Origin of the sequence: Vibrio sp. B181a (assembly GCF_030248375.1) — a bacterium.
GTDB classification, from domain to species: domain Bacteria; phylum Pseudomonadota; class Gammaproteobacteria; order Enterobacterales; family Vibrionaceae; genus Vibrio; species Vibrio campbellii.
In genome coordinates this window covers 1-14,922 of the sequence record NZ_JAHGAD010000064.1, presented here as the reverse complement: position 1 = coordinate 14,922, position 14,922 = coordinate 1, and the positions used below count along the sequence as shown (strand labels likewise).

General features: G+C 44.2%; 12 protein-coding genes. 7 read left to right on the top strand and 5 right to left on the bottom strand.

The window, feature by feature from the left end:
* From KIO97_RS22120 to KIO97_RS22105, 4 genes are all read left to right on the top strand, one after another.
* Positions 1-1,432, top strand: a 1,432-nt coding sequence (locus KIO97_RS22120) for a trypsin-like serine protease (RefSeq protein ID WP_285383961.1), incomplete at its 5' end; no start/stop codon positions are given.
* A 307-nt stretch (positions 1,433-1,739) separates the two neighbouring features.
* Positions 1,740-3,182 carry a bifunctional NUDIX hydrolase/phosphatase PAP2 family protein gene (locus tag KIO97_RS22115; protein WP_285383960.1) on the top strand — a complete coding sequence of 481 codons (1,443 nt, stop codon included), beginning with the start codon at positions 1,740-1,742 and terminating at the stop codon, positions 3,180-3,182.
* Between the two features lie 395 nt (positions 3,183-3,577).
* Positions 3,578-5,629, top strand: a complete 2,052-nt coding sequence (locus KIO97_RS22110) for an LruC domain-containing protein (RefSeq protein WP_373417333.1) — start codon at positions 3,578-3,580, stop codon at positions 5,627-5,629.
* Positions 5,630-5,642: 13 nt separating this feature from the next.
* Positions 5,643-6,152 carry a hypothetical protein gene (locus KIO97_RS22105; RefSeq protein WP_005530968.1) on the top strand — a complete coding sequence of 170 codons (510 nt, stop codon included), beginning with the start codon at positions 5,643-5,645 and terminating at the stop codon, positions 6,150-6,152.
* A gap of 49 nt (positions 6,153-6,201) precedes the next feature.
* Here the strand turns inward: KIO97_RS22105 and KIO97_RS22100 are convergent, their stop codons facing one another.
* Entirely contained in the window at positions 6,202-7,008 is an 807-nt protein-coding gene (locus KIO97_RS22100; protein WP_285383959.1) for a Cof-type HAD-IIB family hydrolase, read from the bottom strand.
* 164 nt (positions 7,009-7,172) lie between these two features.
* Between KIO97_RS22100 and queE the strand changes: the two genes are divergently transcribed.
* Both queE and queC read left to right on the top strand, forming a co-directional pair.
* Entirely contained in the window at positions 7,173-7,823 is a 651-nt protein-coding gene (gene queE, locus KIO97_RS22095) for a 7-carboxy-7-deazaguanine synthase QueE (protein ID WP_285383958.1), read from the top strand.
* Positions 7,824-7,837: 14 nt separating this feature from the next.
* A complete protein-coding gene (gene queC, locus KIO97_RS22090) occupies positions 7,838-8,536 on the top strand; it encodes a 7-cyano-7-deazaguanine synthase QueC (protein ID WP_005426624.1) in 699 nt (232 codons plus the stop codon).
* On the opposite strand, the gene KIO97_RS22085 is transcribed toward queC, so the two are convergent.
* From KIO97_RS22085 to KIO97_RS22070, 4 genes are all read right to left on the bottom strand, one after another.
* Entirely contained in the window at positions 8,493-10,460 is a 1,968-nt protein-coding gene (locus tag KIO97_RS22085) for a GGDEF domain-containing protein (protein WP_285383957.1), read from the bottom strand. The two genes, queC and KIO97_RS22085, sit on opposite strands and share 44 nt — an antisense overlap.
* Before the next feature lie 189 nt (positions 10,461-10,649).
* On the bottom strand, positions 10,650-11,003 hold the full coding sequence (locus KIO97_RS22080) for a DUF2750 domain-containing protein (protein WP_005426565.1): 354 nt from the start codon (positions 11,001-11,003) through the stop codon (positions 10,650-10,652).
* Positions 11,004-11,115: 112 nt separating this feature from the next.
* Positions 11,116-11,730: an OmpA family protein gene (locus KIO97_RS22075; RefSeq protein ID WP_005426550.1), complete on the bottom strand. Its 615-nt coding sequence runs from the start codon at positions 11,728-11,730 to the stop codon at positions 11,116-11,118.
* 3 nt (positions 11,731-11,733) lie between these two features.
* The gene (locus tag KIO97_RS22070) at positions 11,734-13,044 is read right to left on the bottom strand and encodes a TolC family outer membrane protein (protein WP_005530954.1); all 1,311 of its coding nucleotides are present in this window, start codon (positions 13,042-13,044) and stop codon (positions 11,734-11,736) included.
* Between the two features lie 401 nt (positions 13,045-13,445).
* Between KIO97_RS22070 and KIO97_RS22065 the strand changes: the two genes are divergently transcribed.
* Positions 13,446-14,922 (top strand): cadherin-like domain-containing protein (locus KIO97_RS22065; RefSeq protein WP_285383956.1); only part of this gene is annotated, 1,477 nt, incomplete at its 3' end.

The following is a 14,922-nucleotide window of genomic DNA, read 5'->3' as shown; positions in this document are numbered from 1 at the left end:
CCGTTCAAGTCGTCGTACTACGGTGATATCAACGCTGGCGAATGTGGTTACGTTATTGGGGTTGTTAGGTACCATTATGGGGCTTATTCAAAGTTTTGCTTCTTTCGCTCAGGCCTCCTACACACCAAATCAGATCGCGGTAAAAATTGGTGGCGTGATTTATAACGGTACTGATGGCGTACGTTCCAATGTCAGCCAGATCTATGTTCATCCTTCTTATAATGCTTCTACGCTTTCAAATGACATAGCCCTTCTTAAGCTCACTTCGATCCCTCAAGGTGTTGCAAAAGTGGATATTGCAGCAGGCAGTGTCTCGCAATATGCAGGCGTCGGTGATTGGTTAACTGTCGCGGGTTTGGGCCGAACTTCGGAGGGGGGCAGCTCGCCAACCGCTCTACAAGAAGTAGATGTTCCGCTGGTCTCTGATGCGACTTGTCGACAAGCTGGCGGTAATTACACCACGGTTGGCTCAGTATCATTCTGTGCGGGTGTGCCACAAGGTGGTATAGACTCTTGCCAGGGAGACAGCGGCGGTCCCATCGTCGTTAATAATAACGGTCTCGTCACTCAGCTAGGCATCGTCAGTTGGGGGATAGGTTGTGCTCGACCGGGTAAGTACGGTGTGTACAGCGACATTGCAGCATTGCGCAGTTTTGTTGATGGCGTTTTAGGTACGACGGCACCGCCAACAGATAATGTTTCTGTCGGTTATACCGCAAATCAGGCTTTGAGTTCTTTTAAAGTGGGTGAGCTGAAGCAACACAGTTTCAGCATTCAAAATACCGGTAATGTTGCGTTTACTGTAGAAAATGTGGGACTGCAAAGTTCTGGTGTCACGAAATCTGCGATGATCACCAGAGACCAATGTGCACAATCGACACTCAATGCAGGAAGCTCGTGTCGTGTCGATGTGGAATTTGGCGCGTCTCAAGCAGGTGATGCGAGAGTCGCTTTAGCTTTTGGCATCGATAAAACCAGTACAGCATACCAAGCAGTGGCAACAGCTTCTGCTACTAGCGCAACGACACCGCCATCAGGAAGTTGTGACAATGAATGGCAAGCGAGTGGCGTATACAACACGGGTGAAACTGTTTCTTGGGCTGGTCAGTTATGGCAAGCACAATGGTGGACCCAAGGTGATAACCCCTCCGATTCGGGGCCTTGGGGAGTATGGCAGCCAATTGGCAGCTCAGATTGTTCTGGGACTAATCCTCCGGTAGAGCCACCAACAGAGCCTACACCACCAACGCCGCCAACTTCGGGTGATGCTTACCAAGCGGGTACGAATTATTCTGCAGGGGACGTGGTGACGAATAACGGTGCAAGTTACCAATGTAAGCCTTGGCCAAACAGTTTGTGGTGTGGCTCAACACCAAGCGCTTATGAACCAGGCGTGGGCAGTGCTTGGACTGATGCATGGCTGAAGCTGTAAACTTGTAATACATCTATAAAGAGAGTTTATTTATCGTCAGTAATAAGCTCTCTTTTATTGTTTCAATCCTGAGAACGAGTAAAATCCATGTAAATTATCCTGACGTTAACTTTATATAACTGGCAAAATCGCAGCCAATATTTCGAGTTATGTCTGATTTTTGTCAGAGCTATTTTGTGGAGTGCCTCAAAGTCTTTTTTGATATGTGCATCAAATGTACAACTGGTTACTTAATTTATGTCGAAAAATATCAGTAACCCTGTCATCATTGCTTTGTGATTCTTCTCTTTATGTAAGGTTGTATTTTGTGCTGAGACAGTTGTTTTTTCTCATCCTGTATTCCATTTCACTGTTTATTTCTCCTACATCTGCCGCGAACCCTCTTCCTGAAGACATCAAAGGGGCGCTTTGTGTTGTCCGAGCAGATGACAAGCTAGTACTTATTCATGAAATATTGACGAACAAAATCTCACTTCCTGGCGGTACGATTATCGAAGGAGAATCACCGAAACTTGCGGCTCAGCGAGAAACTTGGGAAGAAACGGGTTTAGTCGTAACGGTTGGGGACGAATTGGGTAGAACCGATACGGCAGTATTTTTCGATTGTGTTTCAGATTCTGAAGTGATCGCTTTCTCGATGACCAACTCGCTAGACGGAAATGAGCTACCTATATGGTTTGCGCCGCATTATGGTGTTGAGGTCGCATCCGCTATGCTGGTTGAACCGAGTAACATGGCGGCATCACTGTATCGTTATCCTACACAATGGGCAGATGTAGCGGGCTTTTATTCGCACGCAACAGACCAACCAGTTGTATATGTCGAGCAACTTATAGAGTCAGCGCCGAGCTTTCGCCAAGCGGAGTTGTCTTGGATGGTTGATCTCCAAAGTTGGGTTGGGTCATTTTCTGAATCCAGCCGCGAGATGGCTTGTGAAGTCGCAGATATGATTACGGGCTTAAGTAGTCCAACATTCTTGCTGTTTCTGTTCCCATTCGTAATGATGAAGTTTGATAGTCGTTTCGTGTATCGTTTATTTTTTGCGGTGACGGCAACGTCTTTAATGGCTTTAGTCGCGCAGCAAGGCTTTTCATTGCCTCGCCCACACGTTTATATGCCGATGGCGGAGTTAACGCAGAGCTTCGGTTTTAGCTTCCCAAGCTTGCCTATTGCAGTGTGGTTCTGTGTTATGACGTTTTTGTTTCAAAGAACCAATAGTTTTGGTCTAAACCGAATCACTCTGTCTGTCACTTTAGTTACGCTAACGGTGATGGCGTGTAAGTTCTTTCTTGGAACCGCCTTCATCTTGGATATGTTCATCGGCGCGGTGTTAGGTGTGTTAGTGGCGTGGCATGTGCTGCGTCTAGAAAGCAATCCTGATGTGGATGTCGATAAGTTACTGAGCTCAAAGAGTGTTTGGTTCACGATGACAGCAATTACTGCCGTTATCTCAGTAATTTGGCCATTGCCTGTGTTCACGAGTTGGTTGGCTATACTGATTACTGCTTCTGCGTTGGTGATGACGTTTAAAGAGTCTGAAATTCGATTTGAACGCCAGCAAATGCTTTTTGTGATTCTTGCTCTGTTGCTTGTTGAACAACTTTATTTGTATCTAGGCACGACGGTTTCATTCAGTGGGTTCTGGTCATTAGTGTTCAACACGTTCCACTATCCACTGTTAATGTTTATTTTTGTGATTTTATCAAGAAAACTCATCACAGAAAGTGAGAGTGGTGTAGCCAAACAATAGCCAGCTACTCCCCAAATAAAGAGGCCCCGCAATGTGCGGGGCTTTTTTGTTTTTGATATGAACTCTAGACCGAATCTTAATTTTAAAATGCAATTCAAATAAAGAGTCAAAGTAACATTTGTGTCGTGTCACTTGGTGAGTTTAATTAAAACTCTGATTTATAAGGCTTTAATTTTAGGCGATAATTGGCGTCATATTTGCTTTCAGTGAATATGTAGGAAATCTGTTGCATTTTTAGCTTGCACAAAACTGAGAAGCTTTTGCTGGTTGTTGGATGTCATGCAAAACGGATTTATGCATTTATCATGATCCACATCAACTAAGAGAGACAAATTATGATAGCGAAATACAATATTACGCTCGCTTGTCTACTGGGTGTCATTAGTCCTAACGTGATGAGTGAAACTGTCGATCTCGACTTTTCTAATCATCAGGAGGCGACCGACGGCACTGATGGGCAATTGGGGCCAAGCTACAGTGGCGCAGACATGCACTTTATTAACGTCGGTACGCATGATGGCAAAACCATTGATGCTAAAGTGTCCAGTAACACATTTGGGGATGCGACTTTTTTATTTCACACTCCAAATTACAAGCAGACAACTTCTTCCGAGCCCAACGGTGATATCGGCTTTTTATACACAGTCAATTCCGCTGGTTCAGCAGGTCTCGTTTATAAATTTGAATTCTTCGATGGCACTGGAGCCTTGAGCGGAACATTTTCTGTTCCTTACGTTATTCCTGAGTTTGAGTTTATTGGTTACGATATTGATGGTGAACCGGTTCAATCTGAACAACTCAGAGTTTTTAAGAGTGAAGGTTTCTACAGCTATCAAACGGGCACAGCATCAGCAAGTTTAACCGCTGTTGAAGAGGCTGACGGCTCAGTGCTCTTCACAGGACCTGGCACCAACTTTGATGAAGCGAATACATCTGGTGCAGTTAAGCTTGTGTACAAAAACTCATCAACAGTAACACTTCAATTCGAAACAGAGACATCCGCGAGTTCTCCTTTCCCAAACGCCATTTTTTCAGCCTTTGACGGGAACTGGGAGTTATCAGGCTTTACCAACCCAACGGAAACCAACGATGAGTTCGACTTTGGTGACGCTCCCGATAGTTATGGTACGTTACTGGCAAACAACGGTGCGCAGCATGCTGTGACTACATCTTTGTTTATGGGTAGTAGCATTGATGCAGAAAGCGACGGGCAGCCAAACGCAGCGTCAACAGGTGATGACTTCGACGCGCTCGGTGACGATGATGATGGCGTTACGCTTCTGACTAACTTTGAAAAAGGTCTTGATTCTCTCATTAACGTTACCGTTGTTGGTACTGGTTATCTTCAGGGTTGGGCCGATTGGGACATGAATGGTAGTTTTGATGCAGACGAGCAAATTATTCTGAATCACGCGGTTACTACGGGTGCCAATGTCGTTCCTGTGCGTGTAAACGATGATGCATTGATTGGTAACGTGCAAACACGATTCAGGGTTTCAAGCTTAGTCAATTTACCTAGCGACGGTTACGCTGGTGATGGTGAGGTTGAGGACTATGTCTTCGATGTGACAGATCCAGGTACAACTATACAAACTTCGGACTACTACACTGCTGCGTTTGAAGATAACTGGCCTGAAATGGGAGACTTTGACCTTAATGACGTAGTGACTTATTACCGTTCTAAGCTAGTAATCAAAGACGGCAATGTACTACGTTTTGATATAGAAGGTACAGTAACTGCTTACGGTGCTTCGTATAAAAATGGTCTAGCTTGGAAGTTGGAAGGCTTCTCTGAAAGTGATGTAAATCTTGACACAGCGAGAGTGACTAAGAATGGTGTGACAAGAAGTAACATCTCTCCATTTACAGGTGAAGACAAATCGGTCGCATCTCCTGGAGGGGATCTTGTTGTAGTTGCATCTACTAACTTGAAAGGTGATATTCCGATTAACCCTGAGTGTGGTTTCCACCGAACCAATCCAAGCTGTAGCATGAGTCTTGAATCAACAGAGATGACATTCAGTATTTCTCTACCTTTCAAATCAGGCTCTGAGCCATCAGTTTCTTCTTTCCCTACATTAAGTGGTTTTGACCCATTTATCTTCGCCGGTGGTGGTTACCATGGTGATAGTTTCACCACTCCTCCAGGCAAAGATATAGAGATTCACACCGCGGACTTTGCACCTACGTCAAGAGGTACCTCGGTCAGTGGGTTCTATGGTACTGCAGATGATGATTCTGATCCTGCAACCAGTAAATACTACCGTACCAGTGGCAATCTTCCGTGGGGGATTATTATCCCTTCAAGTTGGAACCATCCTTCAGAGTACATTGATGTAAGTATTGCTTATCCTGACTTTGCGGAGTGGGCTGAATCTGGTGGTTCATCAAAACCAACTTGGTATAACAACCCAGATGCTAGCAACACTTGGACAACAGCGGATTAATGAGGAGGATATTATGAAAATACGTAACTGGATAGTAAGCGTCCTAGCAATTCTCTTCGTCTTTGGATGTGGAGGAGGTGATGACTCAGGCTCTGGTTCGTCTACACCGCCAGCGGGCGTTACTCAAGATGATGATCAAGTTGAAAATGATGATCAACAACCTCAAGAGGATGACGACCAAGCACAAGATGAAAAGCCAACCGGAATTACTGCTAACCTTGTGGTACCTGAAGACTTTGACTTCAAATCTGAAAGAGAAGTTAAAGTCGAGTTATCTGTCGCCAATAGTCAGTACTCTCGTGGTTTTCTATCGGTATACACTGATATGTCCGATGGTACGGTTGATTATAATTCTCAGGTAATAAGAACGCCTGTTACAAACGGCGAATCTTACAATGGTGTTGTGATGTTACCTAATCATCAAACAGCTATTTGGGTTGAGGTTTGGTACCCAGAGGACTTAGACGCAGTGATAAAGAAAAAAGTCGATGTTGTTGATGGTGTCGCGAGTGCACAGTTATAATCTCGTGAACGAGAGAGGCCGAGCAATTAATGCTCGGCCTTTTTAATTTTTAGCTAAGAACAAACTTCTCGATTGATTTAGCGACACCGTGGTCATCATTGCTTTCGGTAATATAGTTTGCGATGCGTTTGGTCTCTTCCATCGCATTCGCCATAGCAATACCGAGGCCTGCGTATTCAAGCATATGGTGATCGTTTTCTGCATCACCCATGCAAATCACTTCTTCAGCTTTGATACCCAAGTATTCAGCGATCGCAGAAACACCGATACCTTTGTTGCTTGACGGGTTTAAAAATTCTAAGAAGAAAGGCGCGCTTTGCACTACCGTAAACTCTTCTTTTAATTCCGCAGGTAACGCCACGATAACTTCAGTCAGTTTGCTTGGCTCTGCAACCATCATCGCTTTAATGATCCCGTGATCATCTTCTAGAGCGTCGAAGTTCATTTCGGTAATTTCAAGACCGTTGATTTTCGCTTCAATGTCTGTGTAAGGGTTGCTTTCTTCCGTGATTAGGCCGTGCTCTTGACTGAATGCGTGAACATAAGCGCCAAGTTCTCGTGCTTTACGAGCGATCTTCTTCGCCGCTTTGCCATCGATGATTTGCTGGTGGATGATTTCGTTCGTACCAATATTCTTCACCATTGAGCCGTTATAGTACAGAACGAAGTCTTTGTCTGAGTCGATGTTCAACTCGTCTAGCTTGTCTTGCATTCCTTCAAGAGGGCGGCCTGAGGCAAGGACTACAGTAACACCCGCTTCGCGAGCTTTAGCAATCGCTTGTTTGTTCTCTTCAGAAATGACTTTCTCGCTATTTAACAGCGTACCGTCCATGTCTAGGGCGATCAGTTTGTACATCTTTACTTACCTTAAAAATTGGGAACCTGCGTATGAAACTACAAAACAACCTATTTTAACAATTTATTTTTGGTTTAAATTGACCTGAGTGCGCCTCTCCATTAAGGTCTTCGCCTCGAAGTATAATGAGTTGAGTGAGTTCTACGTTGTATAAGCTAAATGAGATGTTTGAAACCATCCAAGGGGAAGGGGTTTTCACTGGTGTGCCAGCGGTTTTTGTTCGTTTGCAGGAATGTCCGGTTGGGTGCTCTTGGTGCGATACGAAACAGACTTGGTACGCAGAAGAGAAAGACCAGCGCCAAATCGGCGATATCTTGGTGAAAACAGAAGATTCTCCAACCTGGTGTTTCGCCTCGGCGGAAGACATCGTAGCTCAATACAAAAAGCAGGGCTTCAATGCGAAGCATATTGTGATCACTGGTGGTGAACCATGCATTTATGATTTACGTGCGTTGACGGCTGCTTTTGAAGAAATGGACTGCCAATGCCAAATCGAAACCAGTGGTACTTCAGAGGTAGTGACTTCAGAAAGTACATGGGTGACGGTGTCACCGAAGGTCGCAATGAAAGGGAAGCTACCAGTACTCAAAAGTGCATTAGAACGCGCAAATGAAATCAAGCACCCGGTTGGCACCCAAAAAGACATCGATCAACTGGATGTGTTATTGGCGTCTGCAGAGATCGGTGAGAAGACAGTGATCGCACTTCAGCCTATCAGTCAAAAGCCTCGTGCTACCCAACTGTGCATTGATACCTGTGTTGCTCGCAACTGGCGTCTGTCGGTTCAAACTCATAAATACCTAAGTATTGCTTAAGCTCGGAGAGAAAGATGAAAAAAGCAGTGGTTGTTTTCAGTGGTGGACAGGACTCTACAACATGTCTGGTTCAAGCGTTAAAAGAGTTTGACGAAGTACATGCCATTACATTTGACTACGGTCAGCGTCATAAGCTGGAGATTGAAGTGGCAGAGAAAGTCGCAAAAGATCTTGGTGTCGCTGCACATAAAGTGATGGATGTTGGTCTACTGAATGAACTTGCTATCAGCTCTCTGACACGTGATGACATTCCAGTTTCACATGAGCTACAAGAAAATGGTTTACCGAACTCTTTCGTTCCTGGCCGCAACATCTTGTTCCTGACTCTTGCTGGTATCTACGCGTACCAAATTGGCGCAGAAACGGTAATTACGGGTGTTTGTGAAACAGATTTTAGTGGTTACCCGGATTGCCGTGATGACTTTGTAAAAGCGATGAACAGCGCGTTGGTTAAAGGCATGGATCGTCAGTTTGAAATCAAAACGCCATTGATGTGGTTGAACAAAGCAGAAACGTGGGCGTTGGCCGATCAATATGACGCGTTGCAACTTGTCCGTGAAAGCACGTTAACTTGTTACAACGGCATCATCGGTGATGGTTGTGGTGATTGCCCGTCTTGCGACCTGCGCAAAGCGGGCTTAGATGATTACTTGAACAACAAAGATGCCGTTATGCAGTCGTTGATTCAAAAACAGAAGTCGGAAGATCAATAGGCTCGTTATAAGCATCAATCACGGCGTTATGCCCGTTTCTTTTTGATTGATACAAAGCTTGGTCTAATATCGAATACAGTTCATCAAAGTTACTCAAAGGCTTTGAGGTGGAAAGATAGGCCAAGCTTGCTGTCACACTCAGTGAATCGCCTTGTTCACTCTTAATCTGTTTTTCTGAAATGGTTTTATGCAAACTTTGAATACGGAATGGCACATCAATCTCATCAACATTCTTGAGTAACAAGATAAACTCTTCTCCTCCTAAACGCCCAATATACTCACCTTTGTTTAGCTTAGCTTGAATGGCTTTGCATACGTGTTTTAACACCAAGTCCCCAGTAGGATGACCGTGTTGATCGTTAATCAACTTAAAGTGATCCAAATCTATCAATGCCAATACATATCGCATGTCTTCTGGAGCACTGACAGTTTGAGCTCTTATTTTCTCAATAATGGTGCTGCGGTTTAATGAACCAGTTAGGCGGTCTAAACGAGATTTTATCTTTGTTTTACGCAGCACAAACAGTACGACGAGTAACACAGTAAGTAAGCAGAAAATAATGAAGTTGTACGCACGTTGCTGTTCACTAAGCTTTTCAATTTCGAGTAGTTTTAGGTTTCTCTCGTTATCGATCTTAACGAGTTGCAAGTCATATTCGTACTCACTCTTGGTTAAATCCAACGCTTCAATTGCTTTAACATTGCTGTCATCGCGGTTCGCCAACTCTAATTTAGCGTACTCTTGGTAATGAGAAAGGGCTGCGGAATTGTCATCTAGTTTCTGATATGCCTGAGACAAGAGTAACTGAGCTTTCGCTTGTAGCGCGGTCGTTGCGTTTTTATTCGCGAGTGCCAAAGCAAGTTCGCCATGTTGAAGTGCTTTGTCTAAAACGTTGTGCTTTAAGTAAGCAAAGCCAGCTGCAAGATGACTTTCGGTTTGTAATCTTTCGTTGTCATACTCTTCGCCTAATTCTAGCGCCTTCTTAATATGCGGAACTGCGCTTTTTAGGTCTCCAGAATTTACATAAGCAGACCCGAGACCAAGATAGGTAAGGCCTTTACCATATGGATAATCCATCTCAGCAAGTAAAGTGAGTGCATTTTTGTAATGGCTGATTGCTTTTGCGTAGTCTGAAGAACGACTGTACATTGATGCCAAGCTGTGTTCGACCTGTGCCACTTGTAAAGGTGGGGCATCTAACTGACGAGCTAATAGGGCTTGTATTAGATATTGTTCAGACTGTTCGTATTGGCCCAGCTCACTCAGTAAATTTCCTACATCGTTGTATACACCTGTAGGATCGCTTTGAGGAGGCATTTCCGTTAATAAACGGCGGTATAAAAGCAAAGCGACCTCATATTCACCACGAAAATCAAAGTTGTTAGCGATCACGCGTAACGCTAGATCGGCAGGAATGCTCTCTTGATGGTCGTGATTTAGGTGCTTGTTCAATGAAGAGCAGAAGAAGTTCGCCTTATGGTATTGTCCTTGCTGGTTCAAGGTGTAGCACAGTTGATAGTTCATTAGTGCTTTCGTTTCTTCATCTTTATGTTGCTTAGCGCTTTGCAACAGTGAGGTAAAGATGTCTACGGAAGTGTCGTAGTCGCCACTTTTTCTTTCTGAAAGCGCAAGGATGTATTTCGACTCTAGCTTGGCAAAGTGATTTTCTAAGATTTGGCTGCTGCCGTAGTAGGGCTGGTCGATGTTTGACATGTACTCATAGATCAATCCACTGACGTAAAGCTTTTCGCTATTGGAGTCTGCCGTATGATATCGATCCTGAAGCATACTAAGCGCAGACTTTGAATTCGTTTTCATCGTTGCTTGATAGACAGCATGCCATTGCGTGATATTTTGAGTGTCACTTGCGTTTGCTTGGCTGCCTAGAAATAGGGATGCAAGCAAAGAAAGCAGCGTACGCATAGTGATGTAACCTTATGTTATTTTTATATTCTTTGTTCAGTATGATATACCAATTGGGAGCGGGTCATTGTGACAAAAACCGAAGGGTATAGATATTGGGATGAAGAAAAATATGCGCTCGATCGAGCTTTACATAGAAAAGGTAAGTAATGAAGAAAGACCTCAGCGCGGTGCTGAGGTCTTGGAGAATTAGCCTACGTACAGTTTCGCTAGGTCTTGAGGTTCAACCTCTTTGCCTTCCAACTGTGCGTTCCAGTTTGTACCAACAAGAACGCCATCTTCCGCAAGAGTTAGAAGCCAATCTTCAACAAAGATATCTAGAGGAATTTCTAGTACTTCGAAATCTGCCCATTCTTCAACGTTATGCGCTTGTGCGTCTTCTTTCGCTGACCAAAAAGGCATGACTTCGCTGTTTTCGAACTCAGTTGAATCGCAAGATAGCCAACCTTCTTCATTGCGTAGACCCCAAACCAGTTGGTTTTCTTTCGTTTCTGCAACGAAAAGGTCAAGGTTTGCTTGGATATCTGTTGTAAGTTTGCTCATTTCAAAACTCTCATTGTTATGACGCGGCTAGATTAACACTAAAGCGTCGATTCCTAAAGCATAATACGGTTTCCAAAGAGTGAAAAAAGAAAAGGAGCCGAAGCTCCTTAAATTAACTTTTTGGTAGGGCGGTGAATATCGTCCATTCTTTCTTTATCTCGCCCTTATAACCGATTACAGATGCAGTCACTCGTCGGTTGAGCGCATGACTCACTTCGTCTGTGCCTTGTTCGGCGAGGTGTGTATCACCAAATCCGACAATGCGGACTCTATCTGACTCGATACCATATCCAAGTAGCGCGGCACGAACGTTGTTTGCTCTGCGCTTTGATAAGTCTAAGTTGTGCTCTGAACCACCTACTTTGCTTGCATAGCCTTGCAACTCAATGGATGTGCTAGGGTATTCTTTCAGGAATTCAGACAACTCACGAATTTGACGACGGAATACGGGGTCAATTTCGTCTGAATCATTCGCGAAGAGTACGCGCACTTCCATCTTTTCAGACGACTTTATGTACTCACCACAGCCATCATTGTCGATCTCCGATGTTGCTGGTGTACCTGGGCACAGATCACGAGCGTTGATTACACCGTCATTATCATCATCTTGAAGGTCTGCAATTTGCTCGGCTTTCGGAGTTTCTGTGTACTCGTATTCATCTTCAGCGGTTACATGATGAGTAGTTAGCATAACGCCTAGTGCTAACAGAATCTTTGTTGCTTTCATGTTCTAGTACTCCACCTTCTGATTCCACTCGGTTGGGACATCAACACGTAACGCGTTGAGTAACTGACCTGTCGCGTTCATGACTCGATACTTGGCGTATTGCTCGGCGTATTTTGCATCTAAATAGTCTTTACGAGCTTCAAACAGTTCGTTTTCGGTGTTTAACAAGTCGAGTAGGGTACGCTTACCGATACGGTATTGTTTTTCATACGCGATAACGGTTTGAGATGCAGAATCAACGTGATCAGACAAGAACTGCTTCTGTTGTTGAGTAAGGTCCAAAGCACTCCAAGATAGTCTCAAACCTTCTTCAACATTGCGATAAGCACGTTCGCGCAGATCTTTCGCTTTATTTAACTGGTAAGCAAAGCTCTCGGCGTTGGCTGCGTCACTGCCACCATTAAATAGGTTGTAGCGCATACGGAGCATGGCTGTCGTTTCATCACCACGACCTTCAATACCTCCAGCATCATCTCGCCACGTTTGTGCAGCTTCAACAGACAGTGTTGGGAAGTAAGTGCCTTTCGATTGCTTATATTGGAACTTCGCAGAATCCACATCTGCCATTGAAATTTGAATGACAGGATGAGTTTGAAATGCCAAGTCGATCGCATCATCTATTGTGTAAGGGATGAAATTTTGATCTGCACGAGGAAATATCAAGCCTTGGGGTGTTTGACCGACAATACGAGTAAACATAGTGTGGCTATCGAACAGGTTATTTTGCGCAGCGGCTAGGTTTCCGTGCGCTTTAGCTAAACGTGCCTCTACTTGTGTTAAGTCTGCCGTTGAGCCAATACCAGAATCAACCCGTTTTTTGATGTCTTGGTAGATTTTTTTATGCACTTTCAGGTTGTTCTCCGAAAGCGTTAGAATTTCGTATGCTTTCACCGCGTCTAAATATACTTTAGAAACTTCAAGTGCAGTGTCTTGAGCATCTGCAAGCAACTGAAATCGCACAGATTCAGCATCTGCAGCCGTTCTATCAATATCGTTTAGTGTCGCAGAGCCATCCCAAATCAACTGAGTGAGCGTAACGGTAGCCTCTTTTCGAGTCAGATCGGTTGACTCTCTACCAGATTCTGCTGGGTTAATACCTTCGTACCCAATTCCGGCATCAAGATCTACCGAAGGGAGGTAAGCGCCGCTCGAGGCTTCATTCACATACTGCTTACTCACGAATTCATTAAACGCACTTTTAATGTCAGGGTTTGTCTTAAGCGCATTTTCTACTGCTTGCTCTAAAGTTTGCCCAAAAACAGGGCTAGTCGCGAGCACACCTAAGCAAAAGGCGTTGGCACGAGTCCACTTCACTGTGATTCTCCTAATTAAGTAATATCAGAGGTGAGAAATTATTCTTATGAATTTATTGACCTCTATAAGCGTCAATAATCTAACGCACAAAGGCATTAACAATCAACTATGTAACTGGTTGCTATTGTGATGCATGTGTAAATAGATATGAATTTTAAAGATAAGCACCATTGAAAATTTGACTGGATATCACACTTATCAATCATTTAAATGGGATTTAGTTCTGTATGGTGGTGATGCGTATTCCAAATGTAATTATCAGTATCGGCATGCATTTTATGTGATGTATAAGTTGTAATTAAGTGTTAATACTCTGTTATTGGTCAATGTATTAGGGCAAGATATAACAAATAAGTATCATTGGTCAAAATGTTGACGGTAATTTTAGGTCAGGGGTTTATATGGATCGTACATCCTTAGTGTCATTTGGTGGGCAATTAGTTGTAGTAGGTTTGGATGGAAAGCTGCGTACACTTATTGAAAATGAACAACCATTACAAGGTGAAGTGATTGTCGCGCGTAATGATGCCGAGCCAATTGGTTTAAATGTCCAGCTCGTAAAAGAGTACGGTGTACAAGACGTATCGGATGATGTCGCCCAAATTCTTGGCGCGTTAGAGGCTGGACAAGATCCTACCCAACTTGGCGATGAGTTTGCCTCGGCAGCAGGTCAAAGCGATGGCTCAAGCTTGCAGACGAGTGGAACTGTCGACCGCATTGGCGCCGAATTATTGGCAGACACGGGATTTGAAACCATCGGGCTTGAGTCCTTAGGTTTTTCACAAACACAAATCCTTTCTTTAAATGAGCTATACCTGAACACTTTACGTGGGAATGAAACCTCTCCGGCAGTTGAGCCTGCTGCTCCTGTCGCTGGTGATGATATTGTTCAAACTGATGAAGATAGCGCAATTATTATTGATGTTCTTGCTAACGATGAAGATGCTGACAGTGAGAACTTATTTATTGAATCAGCAACGGTTCCAGAAGAGCAAGGGACCGTTGAAATCGAAGATGGACAACTGATTTTCATTCCCGCGGAAGATTTTAACGGGGACGCTGACATTACGTACGTCGTGTCCGACGGCGAGTTAGAGGATGAGGCATCAGTTACTGTTACGGTTAATCCTTTAAACGATGCGCCAGTTGCAAATGATGATAACGTTGTGACTGATGAAGACACGCCGGTCACTATTGATGTCTTGCCGAACGATACCGACGTTGACGGCGACACGCTGACCATAGTAAATGCATCTGTTCCAGTTGATCAGGGCGCAGTTGAAATTGTATATGGGAAACTGGTGTTTACACCGGCTGAAAACTTCAACGGCGAAGCCACTATCAGCTATACGGTTTCTGATGGTGAACTGGAAGATGAAGCTCAAGTCTCGGTAACGGTAAACCCGGTATATGATGCGCCAGTTGCAAATGATGATAGCGCTGTGACTGACGAAGACACACCAGTCACTATTGATGTCTTGCCGAACGATACCGACGTTGACGGCGACACGCTGACCATAGTAAATGCATCTGTTCCAGTTGATCAGGGCACGGTTGAAATTGTAGATGGAAAACTGGTGTTTACACCGGCTGACAACTTCAACGGTGAAGCCACCATCAGCTACACGGTTTCTGACGGCGCACTGGAAGACAGTGCGGAAGTCTCGGTAACAGTAAATCCGATCAATGATGCGCCAGTTGCAAATGACGATAGCGCTGTGACTGACGAAGACACACCAGTCACTATTGATGTCTTGCCGAACGATACCGACGTTGACGGCGACACGCTGACCATAGTAAATGCATCTGTTCCAGTTGATCAGGGCGCAGTTGAAATTGTAGATGGGAAACTGGTGTTTACACCGGCTGACAACTTCA

What these genes read in the sequence shown, in the direction of transcription:
- KIO97_RS22110 (WP_373417333.1), top strand. Translation starts at nt 3,578, where the DNA reads ATGAGTGAAACTGTCGATCTCGACTTTTCTAATCATCAGGAGGCGACC.
- KIO97_RS22105 (WP_005530968.1), top strand. Translation starts at nt 5,643, where the DNA reads ATGAAAATACGTAACTGGATAGTAAGCGTCCTAGCAATTCTCTTCGTC.
- KIO97_RS22100 (WP_285383959.1), bottom strand. Translation starts at nt 7,008, where the DNA reads ATGTACAAACTGATCGCCCTAGACATGGACGGTACGCTGTTAAATAGC.
- queE (WP_285383958.1), top strand. Translation starts at nt 7,173, where the DNA reads ATGTTTGAAACCATCCAAGGGGAAGGGGTTTTCACTGGTGTGCCAGCG.
- queC (WP_005426624.1), top strand. Translation starts at nt 7,838, where the DNA reads ATGAAAAAAGCAGTGGTTGTTTTCAGTGGTGGACAGGACTCTACAACA.
- KIO97_RS22085 (WP_285383957.1), bottom strand. Translation starts at nt 10,460, where the DNA reads ATGCGTACGCTGCTTTCTTTGCTTGCATCCCTATTTCTAGGCAGCCAA.
- KIO97_RS22080 (WP_005426565.1), bottom strand. Translation starts at nt 11,003, where the DNA reads ATGAGCAAACTTACAACAGATATCCAAGCAAACCTTGACCTTTTCGTT.
- KIO97_RS22075 (WP_005426550.1), bottom strand. Translation starts at nt 11,730, where the DNA reads ATGAAAGCAACAAAGATTCTGTTAGCACTAGGCGTTATGCTAACTACT.